Here is a 17,951-nt window from a genome sequence, read left to right on the forward strand (position 1 = left end):
CGGTCTGCTGTGTTTATGAGGTCACCTGATGACCTCATAAACACAGCAGACCGGAAGGGCCCCCTGACCGACGTCGTGATCGACGGCATTGTCGGCATCGGCGGGCGGGTCGGCCTGCGCCCGGAGGCGATCGCGGCCCTCGAGGCGGTCAGCCGCGATGCGCTCGTCGTGTCCGTCGACGTGCCGAGCGGGCTCGATGCCGACACGGGCCGGATCACCGCGCCCCACGTGCAGGCCGACATCACGGTGACCTTCGGCTCGCACAAGGTGGCTCACCTGGTCGACCCGGCGGCCGCCGCATGCGGCACGGTGCACCTCGTCGACATCGGGCTGGAGCTCCCGCCCGCTGCGGTCGAGTCCCTGCAGGCCGTGGACGTCGCGGCGCTGCTACCGGTGCCGGATCAGTTCGCCCACAAGTACACGCGCGGCGTCGTCGGCGTACGGGCCGGGTCGGCGGCGTACCCGGGAGCGGGGCAGCTCTGCGTCGCGGGAGCAGCCAGCGGCCTTGCCGGGATGGTCCGCTTCCGGGCGGTCGACGACGATCCGGGCACGGCCCGGGCCGTGCTCGCCGCACACCCGGAGGTCGTCGCCGGCGAGGGCCGCGTGCAGGCGTGGGTCGTCGGCTCCGGCGGGGGTGCGCGGTCCGCGGACGCCCTGGCCGACGCGGTGTCCGGGCGGGTCCCCGTGGTCGTCGACGCCGACGCGCTGGCCGTGGTCGATCGACCGCTCCCCGTCCCGGCCGTGCTGACGCCGCACGCCGGTGAGCTCGCGCAGCTGCTCGGCGTCACGCGCGAGGAGATCGAGGCCGACCAGCTCGCCGCCGTACGGCGGGCTGCGGACCGCTTCGACGCCGTCGTCGTGCTCAAGGGGCGGCGGACGCTCATCGCCGAGCCGGCCGGCCGGGTGCGGGTCAACACGACCGGCGTGCCCTGGCTGGCGACCGCGGGAGCAGGTGACGTCCTCGCGGGACTGACCGGATCGCTGCTCGCCGGAGGGCTCGCGCCGTTCGACGCTGCGTCGGCGGCCTGCTGGCTGCACGGTGTCGCTGCCACCCTCGCGTCCGACGGCGGTCCGCTGACCGCAGGCGGGGTCGCGGGCGCACTTCCCGAGACGGTCCGCCGTGTCCTCGCTGCCGGATGACCCGGTCGTGCTGACAGAATCGCTCCCGTGAACATGCCCAACGCCGAGATCGTCGTCGACGTCGCGGCGATCCGGCACAACGTCCGCCGGCTCAGGGAGTGGGTCGGCCCGGACGTGCAGATGATGACCGTGGTCAAGGGTGACGGCTACGGACACGGCATGCTCGACGCGGCGCGCGCCGCGCTCGACGCCGGTTCGGACTGGCTGGGGGTCGCGACCCACGAGGAGGCGATGACCCTCCGCGCCCACGGCTACACCGGGCGCCTGCTGTGCTGGCTCGGCGTACCGGGTCAGGACTTCACGCCGCTGGTCTTCGCGGACGTCGACGTCACGGCGTACTCCGTCGCGGAGCTCGACGCGATCCGCGCCGCAGCTCGCGCGGCCGGCGTTCCCGCGCGGGTCCAGCTCAAGATCGACACCGGTCTCTCGCGCGGTGGCGCGACGGCGGCCGACTGGCCCGGCCTCGTGGCTGCCGCGCGCGACGCCGAGGTCGCCGGCGAGCTCCGCGTGACCGGCATCTGGTCCCACCTCGTCGCCTCCGACGACCCGGGCCACCCGGCCAACGACCTGCAGGAGAAGGCGTTCCTGGACGCGCTGGCGGTCGCCGAGGCGGCCGGTCTGCGGCCCGAGGTGCGGCACCTGGCCAACAGTGCGGCCGCTGTCCTGCGCCCGTCGATGCGTTTCGACCTCGTGCGGTGCGGCATCGCGGCGTACGGCCTGGACCCGGCGCCGGGCGTCACCCCGCCCGAGCTCGGGCTGGTGCCGGCGATGACCGCGCGGGCCCACCTGGCGATGGTGAAGCGGATCGACGCCGGAGCCGGCGTCTCCTACGGCCACCTGTGGACCGCCGATGCGCCCACGACGGTCGGCCTGGTCCCCGCCGGGTACGCCGACGGCATCCCGCGCCACGGCTCGGACGTGCTGGAGGTCGCGGTGGCCGGCGTACGTCATCCGCTCCGCGGGCGGGTCTGCATGGACCAGGTCGTCATCGACCTCGGCCCCGATGCGACGGCCCGTGCCGGCGACGTGGCGGTCCTCTTCGGACCCGGCACCGACGGGGAGCCCACCGCCACCGAGTGGGCAGAGGCCTGCGGGACCATCAACTACGAGATCGTCACGCGCATCGGCGGCCGGTTCGCCCGGACCGTCGTCGACAGCGCGCCCGAGGTGAACGCATGAACTGGAAGACCCGGGCCTGGGCAGCGGCCGGAGCCGCCGGCGTTGCTGCAGCAGGCACGGCGGTCGGCGTCGCGCGCCACCGCCACGTCATCGCCGCCCGCGGCGTGGGAGACGTGGCGCGTCTCGGGTCTCTCCGCTCCGAGCCGATCACGGTGCTGGCCTCCGACGGCGTCGCGCTGCACGTCGAGATCGACGAGCTGCCCGAGACGAGCAGCAAGCGGCCGCGCCACCGCGGGCGCGCGCGGGGCACCGAGCCCCGCATCGAGGACCTGACGGTGGTCTTCGTCCACGGGTTCACGCTCAACCTCGACACCTGGCACTTCCAGCGGGCCGGCTACCGCGACCAGGTCCGGTCGGTCTACTTCGACCTGCGCTCGCACGGCCAGTCCGGCCGCTCCTCGCGCGAGAACTCCACCATCGAGCAGTGCGCCGACGACCTGCTGACGGTCCTCGATGCAGTTGCTCCGGACGGTCCGGTGGTCCTCGTGGGCCACTCGATGGGCGGCATGACGATCGTCGCCCTCGCCGAGGCCCACCCCGAGCTCTTCGGCACCCGCGTCGTCGGCGTGGGCCTCGTCGCCACGACCGCGGGCGGTCTCAGCCCGCTGCACATGATCGTGCCGGTGATCCCCGAAGGCTTCGGCGCCGATCTGGCGACGCGCGTGATGGCCGGGCTCGCCCGCGGCTCCCGGGTGATCGAGCACATGCGGCGCCTGTCGTCGTCGGTCGCGCTCGTGGTCACCGACATGTTCGCCTTCGGCGGCGAGGTGCCCGCGTCGTACGTCGAGTTCGTCGACTCGATGATCTCGGCAACGCCGTTCGAGGTGCTGTCGGAGTTCTTCCCGTCGTTCGAGGCGCTGGACAAGTTCGCGGCGCTGAGCGCGCTGGAGCGGGTGCCGACGGCCATCATCGGCGGCACGGACGACAAGCTGACCTCGATCGGCCACAGCCGCAAGATGCAGAAGGCGATCGCCGGCTCGGTGCTCACCGAGTGCCCCGGGGCCGGTCACATGGTCGTCTTCGAGAAGCACGAGCAGGTCAACACCGCTCTCGACCAGCTGATCGCCGGCGCACTCGACCACTCGACCTGGCCGAGCCTCCTCACCGAGGCCGCAGTCGCCGACGAACCGGGCGGCATCGCGTGAGCGTCGAGACCCGTCGGATCGGCCCGGAGGCCGCTCCCGACCTGTACGCCGTCGTCCGTGCCGCGTTCGAGGGACGGCAGCCGCTGGACCCGCCCGCCGATGCGCTCGCCGAGACGGTCGAGTCGCTGGCTGCTGCGCTCGCACAGGGCCCCGGTGGCCTCCTGGCGTACGTCGACGGCGAGGTCGTGGGTGGCCTGCTCCTCGACCCGGTGACGACGGAGCACGGCGACTTGATGGCGCTGCGCCGCTTCGGCGTCGTGCCGGGTGCGCGGCACCACGGCGTCGCCCACGTCCTGATCGGCGCGGCGGTTGAGGTGGCACGCGAGCTGGGGCTGGCCGGCCTGACCGTCCTGGCCCGCCAGGAGCTCGAGTCGAACATCGGCTTCTGGGCCAGCAACCACTTCGCCGAGGTCGGCCGCCAGGCGCCGTACGTCGAGATGGTGCGAGCCCTGCCCACCTCCGCCCCGGCCGCCGACGCCGACGCGATGCGCGCGCTCGCAGGATCGCTCGCGACGGTGCTGCGTGCCGGTGACCTGCTGGTGCTCTCGGGCGAGCTGGGGGCCGGCAAGACGACGTTCACGCAGGGGCTCGGTGAGGGCCTCGGCGTCCGTGGCGGCATCACGTCGCCGACGTTCGTGATCGCGCGCGTGCACCCCTCGCTCGTCGACGGGCCCGCGCTGGTGCACGTCGACGCCTACCGGCTCGGCGGGCTCGACGAGCTCGACGACCTGGACCTCGACACCTCGCTCGACGAAGCCGTCACCGTGGTCGAGTGGGGTGCCGGTGTGGCCGAAGCGCTCGCCGACGACCGGCTCCACGTGCGGATCACGCGGACGCTGGGTGCGGATGCCCTGGGTGCCGATGGTGGGGGGACCGATGAGGACGCGGACGATCCGCGGACCGTCGAGTTCGTCCCGGTGGGCACGCGGTGGTTGGGGGTCGCCCTGCCGGGAGGGCTGACCGGCGGGTTGCCCGCCGGGTCGCCCGGCGCGTCCGGCTGACCTGCGCGCTCGTTAGCCTGTGCCTGTGCTCCTCGCCTTCGACACCGCCACGGCTCTTGTCTCGGTCGCCGTCCACGACGGCTCCACCGTCCGTGCGGAGGCGGTGTCGGGCGCCCCGATGAAGCACGGCGAGCACCTGGCGCCGCTCATCGCCGCCGTCCTCGCGGACGCGGGAGTGACGATGGCCGAGGTCACCGGCATCGCCGTCGGCGTCGGTCCCGGCCCGTTCACGGGCCTGCGCGTCGGGCTGGTCACGGCCCGCACGCTCGGCCTCGCCCTCGGCGTACCGGTCCACGGGGTGTGCACCCTCGACGTCCTCGCGGCCGAGGCGATCGCCTCCGGCGCGGTCGTCGGCGAGTTCGTGGTCGCGACCGACGCGCGCCGCAAGGAGGTCTACCTCGCGGCGTACGACGAGACCGGTGCGCGCGTCTCCGGGCCGGAAGTCGTGCGTCCTGCCGCGGCAGCGACCCCGAGCCCTGCCGCGGGGGAGGGACCGGTGCTGTACCCGGACGCGTTTCCGCACGCGGTGGGGCCCACCCAGCCGAGCGCCGGATGGCTGGCTCGGCTGGTCCTCTCCGGCACGGTCGAGGTGCTCGACCCGGAGCCGCTCTACCTGCGTCGTCCCGACGCGGTGGCCGCTGCGCCGGCGTCGAAGCCGGGCGCGTGATCCGTCCCGCGACCGTCGACGACGCTGCGGCGATCGCCGACCTCGAGCAGGTGCTCTTCCCGGGCGAGGGCTGGTCGGCCGTGCAGGTCGCCGACGAGCTGACCGGCTACGGGCGCAGGGGCTGGGTGGCTGGCGATGCAGGCCCTCTCCCCGGGATCGCGGGGTACGTGATCATGCGGACCGTCGGCGACGTCAGCGACCTGCAACGGATCGGTGTCGCCGTGACCGAACAACGAGCGGGGCTCGCCTCGCGCCTGCTCGCGGCGGCGTTCGACGGCGTACGGGAGGAGGGCGCGGAGCGCGTGCTCCTCGAGGTGGCCGAGGACAACGCGGCGGCGCGGGCGTTCTACGCCCGTGAGGGATTCGTGGAGATCGACCGACGCCCGAAATACTACCGGCAGAGCGTGGACGCGCTCGTCCTCGAGCTCGGCCTCGCGACCGGCACAGCAGCCGGTGACTGACACAATGGCGGCCATGAACGAGCCCCTCGTCCTCGGCATCGAGACCTCCTGCGACGAGACCGGTGTCGGCATCGTGCGGGGACACACCCTCCTAGCCGACGCGGTGGCCAGCTCGGTGGAGGAGCACGCGCGGTTCGGCGGCGTCGTGCCCGAGGTTGCGTCGCGGGCGCACCTCGAGGCGATGGTGCCGACGATCCAGCGGGCCTGCGACACGGCCGGCATCGCCCTGCGCGACGTCGACGCGATCGCGGTGACCTCAGGCCCGGGCCTTGCGGGTGCGCTGCTCGTCGGCGTCGCCGCCGCGAAGTCACTCGCGCTTGCCCTCGACAAGCCCCTGTACGGCGTCAACCACCTCGCCTCGCACGTGGCCGTCGACCAGCTCGAGCACGGTGCACTGCCGGACCGGTGCCTGGCCATGCTGGTCTCCGGCGGGCACTCGTCGCTGCTGCTCGTCGACGACATCACGCTTGGCGTGACGCCGCTCGGCGCCACGATCGACGACGCCGCGGGCGAGGCGTTCGACAAGGTCGCACGCGTGCTCGGCCTGCCGTTCCCCGGTGGCCCGCACATCGACCGCGCGGCGCGCGACGGTCAGATCACCATCGACTTCCCGCGTGGCCTGTCGAACCGCAAGGACCTCGAGCGGCACCGCTTCGACTTCTCGTTCTCCGGCCTCAAGACCGCGGTCGCCCGCTGGATCGAGGCCCGCGAGGCGAGCGGCGAGCCGGTGCCCGTCGCCGACGTCGCGGCGTCGTTCCAGGAGGCGGTCTGCGACGTGCTGACCCGCAAGGCCATGGACGCCGCGATCAGCAACAACATCGACACGATCATGATCGGCGGCGGTGTCGCGGCGAACTCCCGGCTCCGCGCCCTCGCGCAGTCCCGCGCGGAGGAGCGCGGCATCACGATCCGGGTCCCGCGACCGGGCCTGTGCACGGACAACGGCGCGATGGTCGCCGCGCTCGGTTCCGAGCTCGTCGCCCGCGGCCGGACGCCCTCGGCGCTCGACCTGCCTGCCGATTCGTCCCTTCCGGTCACCACCGTCGTCGCCTGACACGCTGAGACGGGGCCCGTGCACCGCTGAGACGGGGCCCGTGCGCGCGCACGAGGCCCGTCTCGAGGGTGCACGGGCCTCGTCTCGGCGCAGGCGTCAGAGGGAGGCGGCGAGGGCGTCGACGGCGAGGTCGATCTCGTCCGGCGTGACGACCAGCGGGGGAGCCAGCCGCAGCGTGTGGCCGTGCGTGTCCTTGGCGAGTACGCCGCGGGCGAGCAGCCGCTCGCAGACCTCGCGCCCCGTGCCCACCTCGGGTGCGACGTCGACGCCCGCCCACAGGCCCAGGCTTCGTACCCCGGTGACACCCTGCCCGACCAGCTCGTCCAGCCGCTTGCGCAGGTGGGCCCCGAGTGAGGACGCCCGCGCCTGCCAGGTGCCGTCCGAGAGCATCGCGACGACCTCGGAGCCGACGGCGCAGGCCAGCGGGTTGCCGCCGAACGTCGACCCGTGCTGGCCCGGCTGGAACACGCTGAGCACGGAGGCATCCGCACAGACGGCCGAGACCGGGAGGATGCCGCCTCCCAGTGCCTTCCCCAGCAGCACCACGTCCGGTCGCACGCCCCAGTGCTCGCAGGCCAGCGTCCGGCCGGTGCGCGCCAGGCCGCTCTGCACCTCGTCGGCGATGAGCAGCACCCCCGCGGCTGAGCATGCAGCCCGGACTGCCGGCAGGTAGGACGGCGGTGGCACGATCACGCCCGCCTCGCCCTGCACCGGTTCCAGCAGCACTGCGACCACGCGCGGGTCCTCGAGCGCCGCAGTCAGCGCTGCCGCGTCGGCGTACGGGACGGTGCGGAAGCCGGGCGTCCACGGGCCGAAGCCGTCATGGGCGACCGGGTCGTCGGAGAAGCTGATGATCGTCGTGGTCCGGCCGTGGAAGTTGCCCGACGCGACGACGATCAGCGACTCCTCGCAGGGCACACCCTTGACCGTCGTGCCCCAGAGCCGGGCGAGCTTGAGGCCCGTCTCGACGGCCTCCGCGCCGGTGTTCATCGGGAGCACCATCTCGGTGGCGACCAGGTCGCCGAGAGCAGCGCAGAACGGCCCGAACCGGTCGTGCCCGAAGGCGCGGGAGACGAGCGTGAGCCGGTCGAGCTGGGCCTCGGCGGCGGCCAGGATCCGGGGATGGCCGTGGCCGAAGTTGAGCGCGGAGTACGCCGCGAGGCAGTCGAGGTAGCGACGTCCCTCGACATCGGTGACCCAGGCTCCTTCGGCGTGCGCCGCGACCACCCCGAGCGGGGCGTAGTTGTGCGCGGCGCGGGCCTCGGCGAGCGCGCGGTGCTCCGCCGAGGACGTCACGATCCCACCGCCTCGGGCCGCAGCTCGAGCGTGCAGCACTTCGCCCCGCCACCGCCCCGGAGCAGCTCGGAGAGGTCGACCGGCACGGGGACGAAGCCCCGGGCGGAGAGCGCGGAGATCAGGTCGTGGGCGGCGGCAGCGACGACCACGTGGCGGCCGTCGGAGACCGCGTTGAGCCCGAACGCGAGCGCGTCCGCCTCCGTTGCCTCGATCCCGTCGGGGAAGAGCCGCCGCAGCGCGCCCCGGCTCCCCGGGCTGAATGCCGGCGGCCACCACGCGACGGTCCGGTCGTCGAGCACGGCGAGCGCGGTGTCGAGGTGGTAAAAGCGCGGGTCCACGAGCGACAGCGACACCACCGGTACGCCGAAGAGCTCCTGCGCCTCCGCGTGTGCGGCGCGGTCGCTGCGGAAGCCCGTGCCGGCCAGCAGCAGGTCCCCGACCACGAGGAAGTCGCCCTCGCCCTCGTTGACCGCGACCGCGTCGGTCACCTCGATGCCCTGCGCGCGTAACCACGCGGCGTACGGCCCGGCCTCGGGGGCCCGCTCCGCGTGCCGGAAACGTACGCCGAGCGCGTGGCCGTCGATGACCAGGGCGCCGTTGGCGGCGAAGACCATGTCCGGCAGGCCGGGCAGCGGATCGAGCAGGTCGACCGTGTGACCGAGGTCGAGGTGTGTGCGGCGCAGGTGCTCCCACTGGGCGATGGCGAGGCCCGTGTCGACGGGGCGCGAGGCGTCCATCCACGGGTTGATCTCGTAGGTCACCGCGAAGTGCTCGGGACGACACATCAGGTAGCGGCGGGTGCGTGCGGTGCGGATCTCCTCACCGTGCGTGCTGCTCCGTGGTGTGTCCGGGATAGCCATCTCCACCATGCGACGACGCTACTCCTCCGGCCGCGCCAAGACCCGGGTCTCGGCGCACCGAAACCCGGGTCTCGACGCGGCAAAACCCGGGTCTCGCGGTCAGAGCGGCTCGACGAGGTACGCCGCCCCGGCCCCGGCCACACGGGTCATCACCAGGGTGCCCTCGTTGCCGCCGCTCAGGGCGAGCCGCTTGCGGAGCTGCTCGGGCACGACCTGCACGCCGCGCGGCTTGATCGCCAGACGGCCGATGCCGCGTTCGCGCAGGGCGGCCTTGAGCTGCTTCTCGCGGTACGGCAGCTCCTCGACGACGCGGTACGAGCGCGCGAAGGGGGACCGGAAGGCCAGGTCCGAGGTGACCCAGGCGATCTTCTCGTCGACCAGCCCGCCGTCGACACCGGCCGCGACCGCGGTGACCAGGCCGGAGCGGATCACGGCGTCGTCCGGCTCGTAGAGGTAGGCACCCATCGCCCGCACGGGCCGCTCGTCGACTCCGTCGTACGGGTCGTCCTCCTCGGTCAGGGTCGCCAGGCCCCCGCTGGCCGGGATCACGGTGGCGCGGCGGCGGGCGGTTGCCAGGTTCGGGGACCAGAGGGCGGCCTCCTTCAGGTCGCCGGCCTCGCTGACCCACTCGGCCTCGACGCCCTCGGGCACGAGATCGTGGGGGATGCCCGGCGCGACCTTGACGACGGAGCTCCGCTCGAACAAGCCGAGCACGAAGTCCCACGACGGCGTCCAGCCGTTGACGTCGAAGACCCTGCCGGAGCTCGTGCGCCGCGCGGGATCCGCGAAGCACGCACCGAACCCGTCGAGGTCCAGCTGCGTTGAGTCGGCCACCTCGACGGCGCCGGCGAGCCCCAGCGCGGCCAGGTTGGCGCGGGCGATCTCCACACGGAGCGGGTCCAGGTCCACCCCTGCGGCCGTCAGCCCCGCCCGGGCGAACGCCGCCAGGTCGCCGCCGATGCCGCAGCCCAGGTCGACGACGCTCGCGGGGGCGAACGCCGCCAGTCGTGCCGCCCGGTGCGCAGCGATCCGCGGGCGGGTCGCCTGCTCGAGTGCATCGCCGACGAAGTACATCCGCAGGGCGTCGTCGCCGAACTTGGCCACGGCCCGCACGCGGAGCTGGACCTGCGACAGCGCCGCCGTCGCGCGCGCGGCGTCCGGCTCGAGCTTGCGGACCGCGGAGGCCGCGGCGACCGGGTCGCCTGCCGTGTCGGCGTACGCGTGGGCGGCGCGGTCGAGCAGCTGCTGACCGGCGTCGGTGAGCAACCAGCGGAAGGCGTCGAGGTCCACGCGCGGAGCCTAGGACACCGGCGCCTCCCCGCGGCTGCCTGCGGTCACCCCTTGAGGTTGGCGAACGCCCAGGTGAGCTGGAGCGCGATCATCGTGGCGTTCGGCTGGTGGGTCTGGCCGCTGTAGACGGTGAGCGGGAAGTTGTTGCCCTTGGCCAACTGGGCGCCGAGGTTCGCCGCCGGCGGTACGTCGATCCAGTGGTCGGCGACGTAGGTCCGGCCACCGGTGACGGGCACCGTGGTGTCGGCCGAGCCGTGCATCTGCATGACGTGGACGCCGGACTTGCCGCAGGGCCCGACCCAGGTCCCGGCCCAGGACGTGCCGAAGTCGAAGACGTCCGGCCGGGCGCAGTCGGCCTTGAGCGCGAGCATGCCGCCGTTCGACCAGCCGAAGACGCCGACGCGTGCGGCGTTGATGGCCGTGCGGGTGGCGACGTCGCGGGAGACGTTCACGAGGTAGGTGACATCGTCGACGCCCGCGGAGCTCTCGAAGGTGCAGCACAGGTCGGCGTTCCAGGCGCGGAGCCCGTCCTTGCTGACGCCATACACGAAGATCGTGTCGTTCTGGGTCTTGCGGGTGGCGCCGAACATGTCCAGGAACTGCTGCGCCGTCGTGGCGTCCTCCACCCCGTTGTAGCCGTGGGCAAAGAGCAGCACCTGCCGCTTCTTGCCGAGGTACGCCGCGCACTCGGTGCTGTCGACCGGGGCGCAGACCGGCACGCGGGCGAAGTACGTGCGCCCGTCCGCGAGGGCGAACGACTGCGTCTGCCAGCCCGGCGGGACCGGCGTCGGTGTGGGCGTCGGGGTCGGTGTCTCGGTCGGGCTGGCGGAGTCGGTTGGCGTCGGGCTCACCGTGTCGGTGGGCGTCGGCGTGGCCGTCGCGGTGTCGGTGGGCGTCGGAGTGACCGTGTCGGTCGGCGTGACCGGATCGGTCGCGGTCGCGGTCGCGGTTGCGGTCGCGGTTGCGGTGGACGACGGGTCCGTGCCGATCGTGTCGGCGTTGGCTGTCGACAGCGACGCCACCGTGGCCGCCAGCAACAGGATGGCCGCCGAGACGAGGGCGGCGATGACGGAGCCGATGGCTCCGCTGCGGATGCGCATGCTCATGACAGGTCCCCTCCCAAGGACGCACGATCTCCCTCCCCGGAGACCGTCGCCGACCCCTCCCCAGACGTCGACGTGTCGAGGCTAGCCCTCTGGAGAGGCGTTGTCTCTAGGCCGGTCGGGCAGTTTCCGCACGGCAACGGCACAGCGGCCGTGCGACGCATGGCACGCTGACGCCCATGCACGTCTACGTGATGCCGCTGAAGCGGTTCCTGGCCTGCCATGTCTGCGAGGGCAACCTCTTCCTGCAGCGCGAGATCAAGATGAACACGACCGGCATGTCGTTCCTCGACCTCGACTGGGCCAACAAGTCAGCCGACGGCGCGATCTGCCGACGGTGCGGCTACGTCCACACCTTCATGGGCAACGGCCTGCAGTGGCTCTCGCCGGAGCAGGTGAAGCCGGAGGACCTGCCTGCCGACCCGCTCGCCGGTCAGCAGTAGCGGCCGGCAGCAGGAGTCAGCGGCGGCGCAGGACGCGACCCGGCGTACGGAGAACGGCGTTGCCGCCCTTCATGCCGAGCTTCGCGCCACCGACCGCACCGCGTACGCCGAGGCGGGCCGCAGCGCCCGGCGCCTTGACCGCGCTGCCGACCGGGTCGGAGATCGCGCCGGCCACGACCGCGGCGTCGTCGAGGTGGGTCAGGACGAACGGCAGGTGCTTCACCGCACGCAGGTCGCCGTGCTTGATGACGGGCGGGACTGCGGCGACGGTCACCTTCGCCGCGAGGCGCACGGTCGTCGGTGACGGGAGCGCCGCGGAGATCGGGCCCGGCAGGGCGGCCTTCGGCAGCGTCGGAACCTTCGGCATGCGGAGCGCGTTCATGGCTCGGACGATATCGTCGGGAGTGGTCGGAGAGTCCGCTTCGAGGGCGACCTCACACGACCGCCTCGGGACACGTGACAGCACGGAGGAGCGCACATGGGCAAGGCCGCCACGACCGCGAAGGTGCTCGGCACCGGCGCGAAGGTCGCCGTGAAGTACGGCCCCCAGGTCAAGATCGCCTGGGACAACGGCGGCAAGCAGGCCGGCGCCGCCGCAGCCCGGCGTGCCCGCTCGGTGACGGCCCGCCGCAAGGCGCTCAAGCGGGCGGCGACGGTCCGCGACGGCTCGATCCTCAAGGTCGCCCCCAACGGCGCCACGACCTACGTCGTCTTCACCGGCGACCAGCCGATCGCGACGTACCCCGCGTCGAACCTGCCGTACGAGGTGCTGCTCGCGCACGCCGATCTGGGCAAGCGCATCGCCGCGACCCGGGCCTGATCCGGACCATGGCCGAGCTGCGTCCCGATGCGGGGAACCCCGTCGGAGCGCGCACGGTCTTCGTCGAGGGGGACAACCTCGACGTTCTCCCGCTCCTGCCGAAGCTCCCCGAGCTCGAGGGGCGCCCGGTCGACCTCGTCTACATCGATCCGCCGTACAACACCGGCAACGGCTTCGCGTACGCCGACAAGCAGGGCTACGGCCGTGGTCGGCACGACGCCTGGACGGCGATGCTGCGGCCGCGCCTGGAGGCTGCGCGCGACCTGATGGCACTGACCGGCGCGATCTTCGTCAGCATCGACGACAACGAGGTCGCCCACCTCCGGCTCCTCCTCGACGAGGTCTTCGGCGAGCGCAACTTCATCGCGCAGGTGGTCGTCAACCTCAACCCGAAGGGCCGCCAGCTCGGGCCGTTCTTCGCGACCAATCACGAGTACCTGCTGGTCTACGCGCGTTCGCTCGCCGACTGCGCCCTCGACCCGACGAGCACCCACGAGGTGACCGAGGCCGACTTCCCGCAGGTGCACGACGACGGCCGCCGCTTCCGCCACCTCCCGCTGCGCAACACCAACAAGAAGTCCAACCCGGAGACCTGCCGGACCCTCGCCTACCCGCTGTACGGCGACCCCGTGACCGGTCGGGTGTCGACCGCAGCGTTCGACGGTGGGCAGGAGATCTGGCCGGTCTTCGGCGATGGTGCCCCCGCGGTCTGGCGCTGGTCGACCGCGCTGGCCTCCGAGCGCCCCGAGGACCTCGTCTGTCGCACGATCCGCGGCCGGCTGGGGGAGCGGGTCGACGTCTTCCAGCGCGACTGGCTCCACCCCGACCGCCGCAAGAAGCTCCGCACCATCTGGACCCACGAGGAGGTCGGCTCGACCGACACCGCGGTCGCCGAGGTGAAGGCGCTCGTCGGCAAGGTCTTCGAGTCGCCCAAGCCGACGGGCCTGCTCCGGCGCGTGCTCGAGACCTATCCCGATGACGCGGTCGTGCTCGACTTCTTCGCCGGCTCCGGTACGACGGGGCACGCGGCGCTGCTGGCCGACGCGGCCGACGGCGGCACGCGGCTGTCGATCAGCGTCAATGCTCCGGAGGAGACGCGGGCCGTCTCGCCGGCGCGGGCCGCGGGCTTCGAGCGGGTCAGCGAGATCACCGAGGCGCGGCTGCGCGCTGCGGCGGCGGCCCACGGCGTTGCCCTGTCGGCGTACCGCCTGCGCTGAGGGCACACCAGCACAGGCGTGCCGCCAACGGGCCTGGTTTTGGGGAGCGTGCTTTCCGTGAAGTCAGCACAGGTGTGCCGCCAACGGGCCTGACTTTTTGGAAGACCGTCTCCTGTGAGCTCAGCACAGGTGTGCCGAGTTCGCGTCAGACGGCACTCTCAAAGATGGCGGCCTTGGTCGCACACCCGTGCTGCGTTGACCGGCTTCGCCTGCCTTGAAAGCTCACCGCAGGCCGGCGGCGACCTCCAGGTCCACAAGCGCGTCCTCGAGGTGCACCAGGAGGCGCTGCAGGTGCGGCACGGTGCGCCGGCAGCCGGTCAGGCCGAGGCCGACCTGCCCGTTGTAGGACACCGCGGTCACGTTGAGCGCCTGACCGTGCATGGGCACGGAGGCGGGGTACATGCCGACGAGCTTGGCGCCGTTGTAGTACATCGGCACCTTCGGGCCGGGCACGTTGGAGATGGTGATGTTGAACGGCGGGTTGACCACGTTGTTGAGCCGCAGCAGGGGCGTCAGCATCGACGGGGCCATGCCGAGCCCGGCCATCGCCATGATCTGGCTCTTGGTCATCGTCGCCATCATCTCCTTGCCGGCCGCCATCGAGGCGTGGATCGACTGGAGGCGATCGGCCGGATCGGCGAGCTCGGTGCCGAGACGGACCATGAGGGTGCCGACCGCGTTGCCGCCCGAGGTCGAGGCGACGCCGGCCTGCTTGGCGTTGAGGCCGACCGGGACCATCGAGACCAGCGAGCTGTCGGGGAGCGCGTTGAGGTCACTCAGGTAGGTCCGCAGCGCGCCGCCGTTCATCGCCAGCAGCACGTCGTTCATCGTGGTGCCGGTGGCGGCACCGACGCGCTTGAGGCGCTCGAAGGACCAGTCGTCCGCCGCGAAGCGGCGGGCTCCCGTGATGCGCTGGTTGAGGATCGTCTTGGGCGCGGCGAAGGAGACGGGACCGGCCTTCGGGAGCGCCAGCGAGTTGCCCAGCGACTTCAGGGTCGCGCCGGGCAGCCCGGCCGCATCGGCAATCGCCGCCATCGTCGACCGGATGGCACTCGGTGGGATCTCGGCGAGCGCCTTCGCCTGCTCGACCCGGTTGCGGTCGCGCGGCACACGCGGGGCCTTCTCCTGCCAGGCGAACGGCGGCACCATGCCGCGTTCGTCCGGGTCGGGGGAGAAGCTGCTGGACAGCAGCCGCATCGCCGAGACGCCGTCGACGAGCGCGTGGTGGATCTTGGTGTACATCGCGATCCGGCCGTCCGCGAGACCCTCGATGAGGTGGGTCTCCCACAGTGGCCGGTCGCTGGCCATGCGCTGGCCGTGGAGGCGCGAGGTCAGGTCGAGCAGCTCGCGGATCCGGCCCGGCGACGGCAGCGCGCTGTGTCGTACGTGGTGCTCGATGTCGAAGTTCTCGTCCTCGGTCCAGACCCACTGGCCGCCGGTCGCGATCGACCGGTGTGGACGCTTGGCGAAGAGCGGCTTGAGGCGGTCGGTGAGGAGCTGGTCCTCGTACACCTCGCGGGCGTAGTCGTCGCCGGCGCCGTCGGGCTTCTCGAAGAGCAACAGGCCGCCGACGTGGATCGGCATGTTCCGGCTCTCGGCCAGGAAGAACGCCAGGGACTGCGGGTCGAGCGGGGTCGCCATCGAGCTGCCTCTTCTCCTCCGGGCGTACGCCGTGCGGTGCGGCGCTGCCGGATGCGGGCAGCCTAGCCATCCGCGCGGCACCGCACCGGGTCTGGGAGGATCCGGACATGGAGCTGCCGCCACTCGATCTGGTCCGCACGCGCGGTCGGACCTCCGCCGCGGCGCGGGTCCGCCGGCTGCAGTCGAAGGCGTGGCACGTCGGCCAGTGCGCCGTGGCTGCCGCGCTGGCCTGGTTCGTCGCCGCCGACCTGCTCGGCCACCACGTGCCGTTCTTCGCGCCCGTCGCCGCGGTCGTGGCGCTCGGGACCTCCTACGGGCAGCGGCTCCGGCGGGTCGCCGAGGTCGCGGTGGGCGTCGCACTCGGCGTCTTCATCGGCGACATGTTCGTGCTGGCGGTCGGCAGTGGTGGCTGGCAGATCGGGGTCGTGGTCGCCGTTGCCATGACGACAGCGCTGCTGCTCGACGGCGGCCAGCTGATCGTCGCCCAGTCGGCGGTGCAGTCGATCATCGTCGTGGCGCTCGCCTCGCAGACCGGCACGGGCCAGCCCATCGACCGCTGGATCGACGCACTGGTCGGGGGTGCCTTTGCCCTGCTTGCAGCCGCGGTCGTGCCCGCGGCCCCGCTCCGTCGGCCCGGCGAGCAGGCCGCTGTCGTGGTCCGCAAGGTCGCCGCACTGCTGCGGGCTGCGGCGGACGTGATGGTGCACGGCGAGGTCGAGCCCGCGCTCGCCCTGCTCGCCGACGCGCGCGGCACCGACCGTCTCGTGCGCGAGCTCCGCGCCTTTGCCGACGAGGCCGTGGCTGTCACCGTCTCGCCTCTGCAGCACCGCCACCGCGACCGGATGAAGCAGATGGTCAGCCTCGCGGAGCCAGTCGACAAGGCGCTTCGCACCACCCGGGTGCTGGTCCGGCGTACGGCGGTTGCGGCGTACCACCGCGCACCCGTCCCGTCCGCGTACGCCGAGGTCTGCCGCGAGCTCGCGGACGCCGCCGACCTGGTCGCCTCGGCGCTGGGCGACGGCAGTGACATGACGCCGGCTCGGGAGGCGCTGCTCGCCGTCGGCCATCGGACCTCGGCGCTGGGGCGGTCCCACGCACTGTCCGTGGAGGTCGTGCTGGCGATGCTGCGCGGTCTCACGGCGGACCTGCTCGAGCTGACCGGCATGAGTCCGCTCGAGGCGACCGACGCGCTGCCGCTTCCCAGCCGGACCTGGCTGGACGGCGAGGACCGGGCTGACAACGCCTGACCGGGTGCCGGAGGAAGGGACCCCGGTTCTGGAATCCGTCCGGGTTGTCCATTGCCAGAGGGGACGTCGCCGGTGCACCGTTGAGGAACGCCGGGGCGGGAGGCCGCGCCAGGGGACCGGCGCACACCCAGGAGTCATCTCGATGAGGAAGTTGCTTCCGTCCGTGGTCATCGCGCTGGTCGCGGGATCGGTTTCGCTCGCGCCGCCGGCTGCCGATGCCGCCGGCGCCAGGCATGCGGTCGCCGTCTGCGGCACGCCGGCGCGCGGCGCTGCGCAGTGCCACGCGAAGGTCATGGTCGACAGCTCCGGTGCGGTGCCCGCGTCGACGACGCCCGCTGCCTCGGCGCTCACGCCGGCACAGCTGCGCGACGCCTACAAGCTCACCGGGCTGAGCTCGGGGGCGAAGACCGTCGCGATCGTCGACGCCTACGGGTACACGAACCTCGAGCGCGACCTCGCGACGTACCGCTCCTACTTCGGGCTGCCGGCGTGCACCTCGGCGAGCGGCTGCCTCAAGGTGGTCGACCAGAACGGCGGCACCAGCCTGCCGCGCATGGACGTCGGCTGGGCCGGCGAGCAGGCGCTCGACGTCGACGCGGTCTCCGCGATCTGCCCCGACTGCAAGATCGTCGTGGTCCAGGCGAAGTCGGCGTCGTTCGCGAACCTCGGCGCGGCCGTCAACCAGGCCGCCAAGATGGCCGGTGTCGTGGCGATCTCGAACTCGTACGGCGGCGGCGACGCCTCCGACGGCACCTACGGGAGCTACTACAACCACCCCGGAATCGCGATCACGGCGTCGACCGGAGACAACGGCTACAAGGGTGGCTCCTACCCGGCCTCGTCCAGCTACACGACCGCAGTCGGAGGCACCTCGCTCGACAAGGACACCAGCGCGCGCGGCTGGAAGGAGTCGGCCTGGAGCGGCGCCGGCTCGGGCTGCTCGACGTACAACGTGAAGCCGGCCTTCCAGGACGCCGGGGTGACCGGGTGCGCGAAGCGGGCGATGTCCGACGTCTCCGCGGCGGCTGACCCGGGTCACGGCGGCATGGCGGTCTACTACCCGACCAGCCGGTCGGCCTCGACCTGGGCGCAGGTCGGTGGCACGAGCGAGTCGGCGCCGATCATCGCTGCTGTCTACGCGCTGGGCTCGAACTCGCTGGCCGGCTACCCCAACGCTGTGCCGTACGCGCACACGGCGAACCTGTTCGACGTCACCAGCGGCAGCAACGGCAACTGCCCGACGCCGCAGTGGTGCACGGCGGGTGCGGGCTGGGACGGCCCGACCGGCCTCGGTACGCCGAACGGCGCCGGCGCCTTCTGACACCTACGCGCCGAGACGGGCCCCGTGCCAACGCGAGACGGGGCTCGTGCCAACGCGAGACGGGGC

At 72.7% G+C, this 17,951-nt stretch carries 18 protein-coding genes; 12 read left to right on the forward strand and 6 right to left on the reverse strand.

The genetic code is table 11. The features are described 5' to 3' along the window. The first annotated feature begins 75 nt into the window (after positions 1 to 75). Genes EPD65_RS15460 through tsaD form a run of 7 tightly spaced genes read left to right on the forward strand, consistent with a single transcriptional unit; the run spans position 76 to position 6,647 of the window. Positions 76 to 1,140, forward strand: coding sequence for an NAD(P)H-hydrate dehydratase (locus tag EPD65_RS15460; protein WP_243640630.1), 1,065 nt, complete (start codon positions 76 to 78; stop codon positions 1,138 to 1,140). A gap of 33 nt (positions 1,141 to 1,173) precedes the next feature. Next, positions 1,174 to 2,319: an alanine racemase gene (alr, locus tag EPD65_RS15465; RefSeq protein WP_131585742.1), complete on the forward strand. Its 1,146-nt coding sequence runs from the start codon at positions 1,174 to 1,176 to the stop codon at positions 2,317 to 2,319. Further along, positions 2,316 to 3,464 (forward strand): alpha/beta fold hydrolase, encoded by a 1,149-nt coding sequence (locus tag EPD65_RS15470; RefSeq protein WP_131585713.1) that lies wholly within the window; start codon positions 2,316 to 2,318, stop codon positions 3,462 to 3,464. The genes alr and EPD65_RS15470 overlap by 4 nt, the downstream gene beginning before the upstream one ends. Beyond that, on the forward strand, positions 3,461 to 4,465 hold the full coding sequence (gene tsaE / locus EPD65_RS15475) for a tRNA (adenosine(37)-N6)-threonylcarbamoyltransferase complex ATPase subunit type 1 TsaE (protein WP_131585715.1): 1,005 nt from the start codon (positions 3,461 to 3,463) through the stop codon (positions 4,463 to 4,465). The genes EPD65_RS15470 and tsaE overlap by 4 nt, the downstream gene beginning before the upstream one ends. Positions 4,466 to 4,490: 25 nt before the next feature. Next, the gene (gene tsaB / locus EPD65_RS15480) at positions 4,491 to 5,132 is read left to right on the forward strand and encodes a tRNA (adenosine(37)-N6)-threonylcarbamoyltransferase complex dimerization subunit type 1 TsaB (RefSeq protein WP_131585717.1); all 642 of its coding nucleotides are present in this window, start codon (positions 4,491 to 4,493) and stop codon (positions 5,130 to 5,132) included. Then, positions 5,129 to 5,593, forward strand: coding sequence for a GNAT family N-acetyltransferase (locus tag EPD65_RS15485; RefSeq protein WP_165873031.1), 465 nt, complete (start codon positions 5,129 to 5,131; stop codon positions 5,591 to 5,593). The genes tsaB and EPD65_RS15485 overlap by 4 nt, the downstream gene beginning before the upstream one ends. Before the next feature lie 13 nt (positions 5,594 to 5,606). Beyond that, a complete protein-coding gene (gene tsaD / locus EPD65_RS15490) occupies positions 5,607 to 6,647 on the forward strand; it encodes a tRNA (adenosine(37)-N6)-threonylcarbamoyltransferase complex transferase subunit TsaD (RefSeq protein ID WP_131585721.1) in 1,041 nt (346 codons plus the stop codon). Positions 6,648 to 6,743: 96 nt separating this feature from the next. Here tsaD and rocD read toward each other — a convergent pair whose 3' ends face one another. The 4 genes from rocD to EPD65_RS16370 form a co-directional block, all read right to left on the reverse strand. Then, the gene (gene rocD / locus EPD65_RS15495) at positions 6,744 to 7,946 is read right to left on the reverse strand and encodes an ornithine--oxo-acid transaminase (protein ID WP_243640632.1); all 1,203 of its coding nucleotides are present in this window, start codon (positions 7,944 to 7,946) and stop codon (positions 6,744 to 6,746) included. Further along, positions 7,940 to 8,812 (reverse strand): dimethylargininase, encoded by an 873-nt coding sequence (ddaH, locus tag EPD65_RS15500; protein ID WP_131585723.1) that lies wholly within the window; start codon positions 8,810 to 8,812, stop codon positions 7,940 to 7,942. Before ddaH ends, rocD begins: the two co-directional genes overlap by 7 nt. A gap of 90 nt (positions 8,813 to 8,902) precedes the next feature. Further along, positions 8,903 to 10,093 carry a class I SAM-dependent methyltransferase gene (locus EPD65_RS15505; RefSeq protein WP_131585725.1) on the reverse strand — a complete coding sequence of 397 codons (1,191 nt, stop codon included), beginning with the start codon at positions 10,091 to 10,093 and terminating at the stop codon, positions 8,903 to 8,905. Between the two features lie 44 nt (positions 10,094 to 10,137). Then, the gene (locus tag EPD65_RS16370; RefSeq protein WP_165873032.1) at positions 10,138 to 11,199 is read right to left on the reverse strand and encodes a prolyl oligopeptidase family serine peptidase; all 1,062 of its coding nucleotides are present in this window, start codon (positions 11,197 to 11,199) and stop codon (positions 10,138 to 10,140) included. 176 nt (positions 11,200 to 11,375) lie between these two features. Here EPD65_RS16370 and EPD65_RS15520 point away from each other — a divergent pair, with 176 nt between their 5' ends. Beyond that, positions 11,376 to 11,639, forward strand: coding sequence for a hypothetical protein (locus EPD65_RS15520; protein WP_207891577.1), 264 nt, complete (start codon positions 11,376 to 11,378; stop codon positions 11,637 to 11,639). Positions 11,640 to 11,655: 16 nt separating this feature from the next. On the opposite strand, the gene EPD65_RS15525 is transcribed toward EPD65_RS15520, so the two are convergent. After that, positions 11,656 to 12,021 carry a hypothetical protein gene (locus EPD65_RS15525; RefSeq protein ID WP_131585731.1) on the reverse strand — a complete coding sequence of 122 codons (366 nt, stop codon included), beginning with the start codon at positions 12,019 to 12,021 and terminating at the stop codon, positions 11,656 to 11,658. Positions 12,022 to 12,117: 96 nt separating this feature from the next. On the opposite strand from EPD65_RS15525, the gene EPD65_RS15530 reads away from it, so the two are divergent. Together EPD65_RS15530 and EPD65_RS15535 are read left to right on the forward strand one after the other, a co-directional pair. Beyond that, on the forward strand, positions 12,118 to 12,459 hold the full coding sequence (locus tag EPD65_RS15530) for a hypothetical protein (protein ID WP_131585733.1): 342 nt from the start codon (positions 12,118 to 12,120) through the stop codon (positions 12,457 to 12,459). Positions 12,460 to 12,467: 8 nt separating this feature from the next. After that, positions 12,468 to 13,676, forward strand: coding sequence for a site-specific DNA-methyltransferase (locus EPD65_RS15535; RefSeq protein ID WP_131585734.1), 1,209 nt, complete (start codon positions 12,468 to 12,470; stop codon positions 13,674 to 13,676). Positions 13,677 to 13,898: 222 nt separating this feature from the next. On the opposite strand, the gene EPD65_RS15540 is transcribed toward EPD65_RS15535, so the two are convergent. Next, positions 13,899 to 15,317 carry a WS/DGAT/MGAT family O-acyltransferase gene (locus EPD65_RS15540; RefSeq protein ID WP_131585736.1) on the reverse strand — a complete coding sequence of 473 codons (1,419 nt, stop codon included), beginning with the start codon at positions 15,315 to 15,317 and terminating at the stop codon, positions 13,899 to 13,901. Positions 15,318 to 15,424: 107 nt separating this feature from the next. Between EPD65_RS15540 and EPD65_RS15545 the strand changes: the two genes are divergently transcribed. After that, positions 15,425 to 16,564, forward strand: coding sequence for an FUSC family protein (locus EPD65_RS15545; RefSeq protein WP_131585738.1), 1,140 nt, complete (start codon positions 15,425 to 15,427; stop codon positions 16,562 to 16,564). 142 nt (positions 16,565 to 16,706) lie between these two features. After that, entirely contained in the window at positions 16,707 to 17,885 is a 1,179-nt protein-coding gene (locus tag EPD65_RS15550; protein WP_131585740.1) for a S53 family peptidase, read from the forward strand. Positions 17,886 to 17,951: the final 66 nt, after the last annotated feature.

This window comes from Nocardioides jejuensis, assembly GCF_004337475.1.
Lineage (GTDB): Bacteria > Actinomycetota > Actinomycetes > Propionibacteriales > Nocardioidaceae > Nocardioides > Nocardioides jejuensis.